This is a genomic window from Streptomyces sp. NPDC059957 (assembly GCF_042730015.1).
GTDB lineage: Bacteria > Actinomycetota > Actinomycetes > Streptomycetales > Streptomycetaceae > Streptomyces.
Map to the genome: position 1 here is coordinate 1 of NZ_JBHWMB010000060.1, position 8,900 is coordinate 8,900.

Here is an 8,900-nt window from a genome sequence, read left to right on the forward strand (position 1 = left end):
GCATCTCCCAGCCCGTCCGGCGTTTGAGGACCGGGTCCGGGCAGAGCCCGGGGAACGGTGGAAGGGCGGGTAGGGGACAGCCCCGCAGGGCCCGCCCCCGGGGAACGGGGGAGAGGGGGCCGCGCCCCGTCACCCCGACACGACCCCCCGGCTTCACGGCCCCGCAGGCGGGAACTGGAAGGGTGTGCGGGAGCCGACCCGCCGCACCGACCCCTGGGGGCCACGCCGATGACCGCACCCACACCCCGCCGCGCCCTCCTGGCAGTAGCCCTGGCTGCAGCCGCGGCCACCGTCCCCGGCGGCCGAGCCTCGGCGGCCGGACCGAACCCCGCCGCCGGGGCGCCGGGGCAGGCCACCCAGGCCACCCCGGCCGCGGCCCCGGCCGAGGCCGCCGCCGGAGCCACCCGCAAGACGGTCGACAACCGCTTCTGGTACTCGTACGCCCACTGGACCGCCGGCCTCCACCAGGGCACCACCGCCATCGGCGGCGCCCGCCCCGGCCTGGAGATCAAGACCCCGACGGGCCGCACCGAGTACAAGGACCCGCACACCGCGAAGAAGAGCACCTGGGAGTACGCCACCTGGACCTCCCCGGTCCACACCTCCACCGTGCCCGCCACCGAGGCCATCGCCTCCTGGAACGCCCGCACCCCGGCCGGCACCTGGATCCAGGCCGAACTGCGCGGCACCTACACCGACGGCACCGCCTCCCCCTGGTACGTGATGGGCCGCTGGGCCTCCGGCGACGGCGACATCCGCCGCACCTCCGTGGACGGGCAGACCGACGGCAAGTCCACCGTCTGGACGGACACCCTGGCCGTGGACACCCCCGCGAGCGGGCTGCGGATCAAGGACTGGCGGCTGCGCCTGACCCTGTACCGCAAGCCCGGTGCGAGCCGCGGCCCCACGGTGTGGCTGGCCGGCGCCATGGCCTCGGACGTCCCGGACCGGTTCACCGTCCCCGCCTCCGCCGCCTCCGGCGGGGCCCACGAGCTGAAGGTGCCGAGGTACTCGCAGGAGACGCACGCCGGCCAGTACCCGGAGTACGACAACGGCGGCGAGGCCTGGTGCAGCCCCACCTCCTCGCAGATGATCATCGAATTCTGGGGGCGCCGGGCCAGCGCCTCCGCCGTGGCATGGGTCAAGAAGGACTACGCGGACCCACAGGTCTGCCACGCGGCCCGCTCCACCTACGACTCCGCGTACAAGGGCTGCGGCAACTGGCCCTTCAACGCCGCCTACGCCGCCACCTACCGGCAGCTCGCCGGCGTGGTCACCCGCCTCGCCTCCCTCACCGACCTGGAGACCCTGGTCCGGGCCGGGATCCCGGTCATCACCTCCCAGTCCTTCACGGCGGAGGAGCTCACGGGCGCGGGCTACGGCACGGCCGGCCACCTGATGACCGTCATCGGCTTCACGGCCGCCGGCGACGTGATCGCCAACGACCCGAACTCGGCCGACAACACCGCCGTGCGCCGCGTCTACCGCCGCAGGCAGTTCGAGAACAACTGGCTCCGGACCAAGCGTCACAACACCACCGGCAAGATCGTCTCCGGCACCGGAGGCGTCTGCTACCTCTACGGTCCGATCCGGCCGAACCCGGCCCAGGTCCTCGCGTTGCGGGCGGTCGGGGTGCTGTGACGGGATACGGCAATCCGCCGTCGCCCGCAGAGCGTCACCGTGCGAGACCTTAGCGGCATGCCCCTTGGCCGCGCGGGGTGTTGGCGTGGCTCACGGGCACGCGGAGCAGCCCGCCCGGTCGAGGGAGGAAGAGGCCGGTAGGCGCATCCGTAAGCTGGGCGAGGAGTTCTCCGTCAAAGGCGGGTGCATGACATGACTGCGGGCGAGCGGGCGGAGACCGCCGTGGTGGACCCACCCATGGTGACGGTCGGCATTGACCTGGCCGGCTACTCCGGAACGACGGGGCTCTGCCGCGTCACGTGGGCGCAGGAACCAGTCGTCGAAATCCTCAACGCCAGGAACGACGAAGACCTGCTGGCGGCCATGCGGACCGCCGACAGGACGGGCCTGGATTCGCCTATCGGCTGGCCGGTGGCGTTCACGTCCCTGCTGGCCGCCCACCAGACCGGCACGAAGCTGCCCCCACGGTCCCGCTACGTGCCGCACTCGGACGGTCGCGACGGGCTGGGCAGGTTCACTCATCGTCTGACCGACGACGTGGCGTGGAAGCGCACTGGGGCGGGGCAGCGGCGCCCTCTCTCGGTCGCTGCGATCCTCGCCGGTCTCGCCGACGCTTGGGCCTCGACCTCGTGGAACGCGTGTTCGACCGGTGCGTCTCCCCCGGCGAGACCTTCCGCTCGCCGCTGTGCGGGACGGAGCAGCTCCCTGACTTCCTCGCCGATCCGGCCGGGGAGGAGGGCGCGGACAATCGTGCGGTCGGGGCGCTCTGAGATTTCGCATTGCCCCGGACGGCATGTAAGTGGAACATAAAGGGCAAAAGGGCAATAGGAGCTTCTCATAGGAGGCAGCCCGCCATGACCACCCAACCGAGAATCGAACACCACCCCGACCTCGCTGAGATGCGCTCGCGGTTCGAGCGGGTCACCAGCACTCCGAGTGCCCAGGTCGTCGAGGCGCTGGCCCTGATGACGGGTCTCTACATCGCCGCTTCGCCGTGGATCGCCGGATTCAGCGGGCTCAGCTCGCTGGCGATCAACAACCTGATCGCGGGCCTGGCGTACTGCCTGTGCATGAGCGGACTCGGCTCCGCTTACGAACGCACCCACGCCATGGCCTGGACGGCGGTCGGTCTCGCCGCCTGGACGATCGTCGCGCCCTTCGTCATCTCCGGCGACGTCAGCACCACCCGCACGGTGTGGAGCAACGTCCTCGCCGGCGGCATCGCCCTGTGCCTGGCACTGGCGATGGCGGGCATGGCGGGCCGCGACCGCACCACCTGATCCGGTACGCACCCCTCACGCCCCCGGTCCGCACCCCGCGGCCGGGGGCGTGAGACATGCCACCCGTGACCATCGTCTCTACCGCGAGGGCCGCCCCCGCTGTCACATTGGGGGGCATGACCGCACACAGCGCCGCCCTGACCGCCCGCGCCCGCAATCTGGTCCGCACCGGCGGCCCCGAGGACGATTCCTCCTCCTGGCTGGAGCACGTGCTGGGCTGGACCCTGGTCGTGGTCGTGGCCATGTTCGTCACCCAGGTCGGCTGGTTCTTCTAAGCTCCTCCGGTCCCGATTCCAGTCCCGGTTCCGGCTCCACCCGCCAGTGCCCGTCCGGGACGCCCACCAGCCCGTACAGCGCCCGCACGGGCGAGCGCGCCGGCAACAGCACCACCCCGGCGAGCAGGGCGAATACCCCGAGCCCGGCCCACCACCCCAGCAGCCGGACCAGGACGCTCGCGCCCACCGCCCCCGCGAACGGCAGTACGTAGACACCCGCCCCGGCGATCGCCACCGCGAGCACCCGGGGCACCTTGAGGTCCGCCGCGGCGCCCGGCAGCCGCCAGCCCTCCACCAGCCAGCCGATCTCGGCCAGCAGCATGGTCCCGATGACGGCCGTCCCGAAGATCAGCACGGCCAGGAAGGTGCCCGAGGTCGCGAAGGCCAGGACGCCGTTCGCGACGCCGTCCCCGGACCAGTCGGCGTAGGCCCGCGGATCGGCGCTCAGCAGCCGCTCGTACCCCGTGCCGTCCCACCCGTGGATCAGGGTGAAGAACAGCAGGAAGTACCCGGCCACCGCCTGGAGGTACCCCCAGTACCCGGCCCCGACCAGGACGAACAGCCGCGCCGCGAGGAACCCGAGCAGCGCGCCGACCACCACCGAGGCGCCGTAGAAGAGCGCGAAGCCGGCCCAGACCCCCTCGTGGTCGCGGGCCACGTGCATCGTCGACCAGGCCGGGTTCTGCCAGAGCAGGTACATGCCGATCGGGGCGGGCAGCAGCGCCGCGTAGAGCAGGGTGAGCGCCAGGTACGGGTTGGCCGCGCGGCTCCTCGTACGGACGCCTTCGCCCCGGACCGACCGCTCCCACCACTGGAGCTGGCGCCCGGCGGCCACCGCGAAGGTGGCGCCGATGCCGTACGCCCACAGCGGCGCGGCCTGGAGGGGGATCACGAGGCCACCAGCCGCAGGTTGTCGGTCTTGATCACGTCGGAGGTCACGAGGGCCTGCTCCGCGCTCACCTGGGTCATGAAGACGAACGGCGGGATGACCGGGGGAGCGGGCAGCCCGTCAGGGCTGAAGGTCACGCAGAGCAGTCCCTCGATGCACCCGCTGAACCTCGTCAGGTACAAGGTCACATCGCCGCTCAGGTCGAGCCGCCTGGCGGCGAGCCCGTACTCCTCGCGGCCGTCGCGGCTGCGCAGCTTGTAGTCGGTCAGCGTGGCGGCCCGCATCCGCAGCACCAGCACCTTCAGCGGGCCGTCCACCGTGGGCACGTGGGTGACCCCCGCGAAGGCGAACCCCTGCGGGGCGAAGAGCGAGGTGGTCACGGTCGGCGGAGTGCGCGCGGCCATCGGCGGACCGGCCGCGGCGGCCCTCGCCTCCCCGGTGCCCGCCACCAGCGAGGCGAGCAGCACCACCGGCAGCGCGGCCGCCAGCGTGCGCGGCCCTCTGCCGTCCAGACTCGGGACGTACGGGCCCTGCTCGCCCGCCTCCGGATCGGGCAGCGGGGTCCAGCCGAAGGCCAGCGCGCTGCCCGCGATGCCGAGCAGCATGCCGAGGAGGAAGCCCCCGAGGTTGGTCGCCACGAAGGACAGCGCCGAGAGCAGCAACGCGTGGAGGGAGACGTAGGCCCGGGCCTGGGGCAGCAGCCACAGGAACAGGCCGGCGGCGATCAGCGCGATGCCGATTCCGATGGCGGCGATCCCGCCGAGACCCAGGCTGACCAGCACGGTGAGCGGGGAGAGCGGGACCAGCAGCAGCTCGGTCCCGCCCAGGATCACCAGCAGTCCGCCCCAGAAGGGGCGGGTGCGGCGCCAGGCGCGCAGTCGCCGCCGGGGCCCGGGCAGCGGGAGCCGTCGCTCCAGCCATCCGCCGCCCGGCCCGGCGGCCCCGCGCAGGCCTAGAAGCACTTCTTTCCGTCCAGGCTGACGTTCAGCTTCAGGCCCTTGAGGTGGAAGTTGCCGCCGGTCGCCGACCAGGCGTGCGACTTCACGTCCACGACCTCGATGTTCCCGGCCTGGAGGCCGAACTTGCCGGCCTCGCCCTTGATCCCGCCCACCTGGTCGAGGGTGGAGGCGTCGCGGCCGATCTGGGCCGTCCCGAAGACGGCGTCGCCGGCCAGGTCCTCGCCGTCGATGACGAGATTGCTGGCGGTGACGTTGCCGGCCGGGCCGCCGGCGGTCAGCTTGAAGACCACCTTGCCCACCGGGGTGTCCACCTCGGCGGCCTGGCAGATGTCCGTGAGGGTGGCCTCGCCGATGCCGAGCAGTGCGACGGGATGCCCCTTGCCGTCGACGGAGCGGTCGGTGTGCACGTAGGAGGCCAGGCCCTTGCTGCTCAGCTTGGACGAGGAGACCTGGAAGCTGGTTCCCGAGACGGCGAAGGAGGCGGCGAGCGCGCCCTGCGCCATGACCATTGCCATCGCCCCGACCGCGACGACCGCGGGCATCGCGACGGCGGCCGTCCTCTTCCAGTTGACCCGGCCCTCGGGGGTGGTTCTCGCCGTGCTCGTGCTGCCGTTGCCCATGATGTGTTCCTCCCGTACGTCGTCCGGTGCGCAGGGGGAGTGCAGAGGGGGGTGCACAGGGGTCTGCCATACTGCGGGCTTCCTGTGGCAGTTCGAGGCTAGGGCCGAATTTGAATAATAGTCAACAGCGCGGAGCGACCGGACGTTCGCAGGTTCGGCGGGCCGAACTCATAGCGATCGGCCGCAAGTTGTTCGCCGACACCTCGTACGACGCGCTCTCCATGGACGACATCGCCAAGCACGCGGGCGTGGCCAAGGGGCTCATCTACTACTACTTCAAGAGCAAACGCGGCTACTACCTGGCCATCGTCGAGGACTCGGTGGCCGAGCTCGTGGCCCGCGCGGCGGGCGAGAGCGAGCTGCCCAACGCGCAGCGGGTGCGCACCACGATCGACGGCTACCTGTACTACGCCGAGCACCACCAGGCCGCGTACCGCACCATCGTCACCGGCGGCGTCGGCTCCGACTCCGAGGTCCTCGCCATCCGCGACGCCGTCCGCGAGGAACTCATCGCGACCATCGCGGAGGGCGCGTACGGCCGCCGCGAGATCCCGCCGATCGCCCGGCTGGCACTGGTCGGCTGGCTGGCGGGGGTCGAGGGCAGCACCCTCGACTGGATCGGCCCGGCGGAGCCTGCGGCGCAGGGCTCTGCGCAGGTCCCGGCGCAGGGCTCCGCGCGGGCCTTCGACCCTGACGGGCTCCCCGGCGGGACCTCTGCCGAGGCGCCTGTCCAGGGACCTGCCAAGCCCCCCGCCCAAACCCCTGCCCAGCCCCCCGCCCAGACCCCTGCCCAGACCCCTGCCGAGCCCTCTCGCCCGGCGCATGAGCAGGCCCTCCCCACGGCCCAGGAGGGCCGTGGGCCCGGGGTTCCCGGCGGCCCCGGCCACCCGGACCGGGCCGAGTTCGGCGCCCTGCTGGTGCGCACGCTGCGTGCGACCCTGACGGTGATCGAAGAGTTCGCCCCCGAGTGCCCGGCCCCGCCCGTCCCCGAGGAGGATCTCGCGCCCGTGACGGGAAGCCCCTGATCGGGCATACTCAACCGCCGCAGCCCCTTGAACAGGACCTTCCCGCGATCCGGGAGGGCACCATCGGCTGTGAGCCCCGAGACCCGGCGACGCGTACCACCCTCACGCGCCGCCCCGTGCTTGACGAGTGAGGAGAGCGCTGCCATGACCGACCGCGCGCCGCAGGTGGACCGATCGCTGCCGACCGAGGAGTCCCGCGACCTGCTCGCGCTCGTACGCGAGATCGCGCAGCGGGAGATCCGCCCCCGGGCTGCCGAGGATGAGGACGCCGGCAGTTTCCCCCGGGAGGTCTTCACCCTGCTCTCCGAGGCCGGACTGCTCGGGCTCCCGTACGCCGGTGAGTTCGGCGGCGGCGAGCAGCCGTACGAGGTCTACCTCCAGGTGCTGGAGGAGCTGGCCGCGGCCCGCCTGACCGTCGGGCTCGGTGTCAGCGTGCACTCGCTGGCCTGCCACGGCCTGGCCGGCTACGGAACCAAGGAACAGCAGAGCGCCCACCTGCCCGCCATGCTCGGCGGCGGACTGCTCGGCGCGTACTGCCTCTCCGAGCCCGGCGCGGGCTCGGACGCGGCCTCCCTGACCACCAAGGCGGTCCGGGACGGCGACGACTGGCTGATCAGCGGTACGAAGGCCTGGATCACCCACGGCGGCGTCGCCGACTTCTACACGGTGCTGGCCCGCACCGGCGTGGCCGGCCCGAAGGGCATCACGGCCTTCCTGGTCCCGGGCGACGCGGAGGGCCTCACGGCCGCGGTTCCCGAGAAGAAGATGGGCATGAAGGGCTCGCCCACCGCCCAGCTGAACTTCGACGGCGTACGGGTCCCCGACGCGCGCCGCATCGGCGAGGAGGGCCAGGGCTTCACCATCGCCCTGGCCGCCCTGGACGCGGGCCGCCTCGGCATCGCCGCGTGCGCCATCGGCGTGGCCCAGGCCGCGCTGGACGAGGCCCTGGCCTACGCCCTGGACCGCAAGCAGTTCGGCCACCCCATCGCGGACTTCCAGGGCCTGCGGTTCATGCTGGCCGACATGGCGACGAAGATCGAGGCGGGCCGCGCGCTGTACCTGGCGGCGGCCCGGCTGCGGGACGCGGGCAAGCCCTTCTCCCGCCAGGCGGCGATGGCCAAGCTGTTCTGCACCGACGCGGCGATGGCCGTCACGACGGACGCGGTCCAGGTGCTGGGCGGCTACGGCTACACGGCGGACTTCCCGGTCGAGCGGCTCATGCGCGAAGCGAAGGTCCTCCAGATCGTGGAGGGCACCAACCAGATCCAGCGCATGGTGATCGCCCGCCACCTGGCGGGCCCCGAATCCCGCTGACGGGGCGACCGCCGAGGAGGCCCGGGGGCGCGGGCGGGTGCTATGCCCGGTTCGGCTCCCGGCCGAGGACGGCGGCGACGGGCACGCGCGCGCCGCGGGCGGTCAGCCGCCGCTACTGAAGAGGGGGCCGGTCGGCCAGATGGGCGAGGAGGTGATCCGGGACCACTCCGGATCGCGCTGCCCCGGCACCGTCCGGCCGTCCTCCTCCCACCGGGTGAGCAGCGCGCGGTAGATGGGCGGGTCGGGGGCCTGCCGAACCGATTCTTCGTACCCTGCGGCCGGCGCCCTTCGTCGGCGCCCCACCCTCGGCGTGGAAGTCTCCATCGTGGTCATACCGGGCCAACGCGCCACCGGACCCACGGGTAACCCCGCCCATCCGTTCGACCTGTCCCCACCCCCCGCTGCGCGCCCTCGCCGGCCGACGCCACCCACACCCGGCCCCGCCGTCGCTTGAGGCACGGATAAGCAGGGCTGCCCCCCGCCGAAACGGCGCCGCACTCGCCAACGGACCCGGGGCGAAGCCCCGGGGAACGCCGCGAGGGCGAGTGGGGAGAGGCCCCCGAAACGCCGCTGCCCTCGGCAGACGGTCCGCGGCCCCTGGCGGGAGCTGAGGGCGCCCCCCCGGCAACGGGCCCAGGGCCGAAGCCCCGGGGCACGGCGCGGAGGTTGGCCCCCCGACCTGCGCCGAACCCGGGAAACCGCGCCGCACCCGGCGACGGGTCCGGGGCGAAGACCCGGGACGCGGAGGGTGGCCCCCTGGCGGCGCCACACCCGGACGCCGAGCTGCACCCGGCAATGGGCCCGGGGTCGAAGCCCCGGGGTGCCGCGCGGTGCGCGGAAGGCGGCCTCCTGCTGGCGCCGCACCCGGAAACCGCGCCGCACCCGGCGACGGGTCCG

8 protein-coding genes and 1 pseudogene are annotated in these 8,900 nt (G+C 73.0%); 6 read left to right on the forward strand and 3 right to left on the reverse strand.

Annotation, left to right across the window (positions count from 1 at the left end):
- Nucleotides 1–228: 228 nt before the first annotated feature.
- From ACFWBW_RS31085 to ACFWBW_RS31100, 4 genes are all read left to right on the forward strand, one after another.
- The gene (locus ACFWBW_RS31085; protein ID WP_385379478.1) at nt 229–1,641 is read left to right on the forward strand and encodes a peptidase C39 family protein; all 1,413 of its coding nucleotides are present in this window, start codon (nt 229–231) and stop codon (nt 1,639–1,641) included.
- 629 nt (nt 1,642–2,270) lie between these two features.
- Complete coding sequence (locus tag ACFWBW_RS31090) at nt 2,271–2,411, forward strand: hypothetical protein (RefSeq protein ID WP_385379481.1); 141 nt, start codon at nt 2,271–2,273, stop codon at nt 2,409–2,411.
- An 84-nt stretch (nt 2,412–2,495) separates the two neighbouring features.
- A complete protein-coding gene (locus ACFWBW_RS31095) occupies nt 2,496–2,921 on the forward strand; it encodes an SPW repeat protein (RefSeq protein WP_250741537.1) in 426 nt (141 codons plus the stop codon).
- Nucleotides 2,922–3,037: 116 nt separating this feature from the next.
- Nucleotides 3,038–3,196 (forward strand): SCO1431 family membrane protein, encoded by a 159-nt coding sequence (locus ACFWBW_RS31100; protein ID WP_243341628.1) that lies wholly within the window; start codon nt 3,038–3,040, stop codon nt 3,194–3,196.
- On the opposite strand, the gene ACFWBW_RS31105 is transcribed toward ACFWBW_RS31100, so the two are convergent.
- The 3 genes from ACFWBW_RS31105 to ACFWBW_RS31115 are packed head-to-tail and all read right to left on the reverse strand — an operon-like array spanning nt 3,171 to nt 5,586.
- Nucleotides 3,171–4,088: a hypothetical protein gene (locus ACFWBW_RS31105; protein ID WP_385379485.1), complete on the reverse strand. Its 918-nt coding sequence runs from the start codon at nt 4,086–4,088 to the stop codon at nt 3,171–3,173. The two genes, ACFWBW_RS31100 and ACFWBW_RS31105, sit on opposite strands and share 26 nt — an antisense overlap.
- A complete protein-coding gene (locus tag ACFWBW_RS31110; protein WP_385379487.1) occupies nt 4,085–5,047 on the reverse strand; it encodes a DUF6114 domain-containing protein in 963 nt (320 codons plus the stop codon). The genes ACFWBW_RS31105 and ACFWBW_RS31110 overlap by 4 nt, the downstream gene beginning before the upstream one ends.
- Nucleotides 5,038–5,586, reverse strand: a complete 549-nt coding sequence (locus ACFWBW_RS31115) for a DUF6230 family protein (protein ID WP_385379586.1) — start codon at nt 5,584–5,586, stop codon at nt 5,038–5,040. The genes ACFWBW_RS31110 and ACFWBW_RS31115 overlap by 10 nt, the downstream gene beginning before the upstream one ends.
- A gap of 188 nt (nt 5,587–5,774) precedes the next feature.
- On the opposite strand from ACFWBW_RS31115, the pseudogene ACFWBW_RS31120 reads away from it, so the two are divergent.
- A pseudogene (locus tag ACFWBW_RS31120) lies at nt 5,775–6,297 on the forward strand (TetR/AcrR family transcriptional regulator); the annotation flags it as partial.
- A 536-nt stretch (nt 6,298–6,833) separates the two neighbouring features.
- Nucleotides 6,834–8,003, forward strand: coding sequence for an acyl-CoA dehydrogenase family protein (locus tag ACFWBW_RS31125; RefSeq protein ID WP_385379490.1), 1,170 nt, complete (start codon nt 6,834–6,836; stop codon nt 8,001–8,003).
- Nucleotides 8,004–8,900 lie beyond the last annotated feature (897 nt).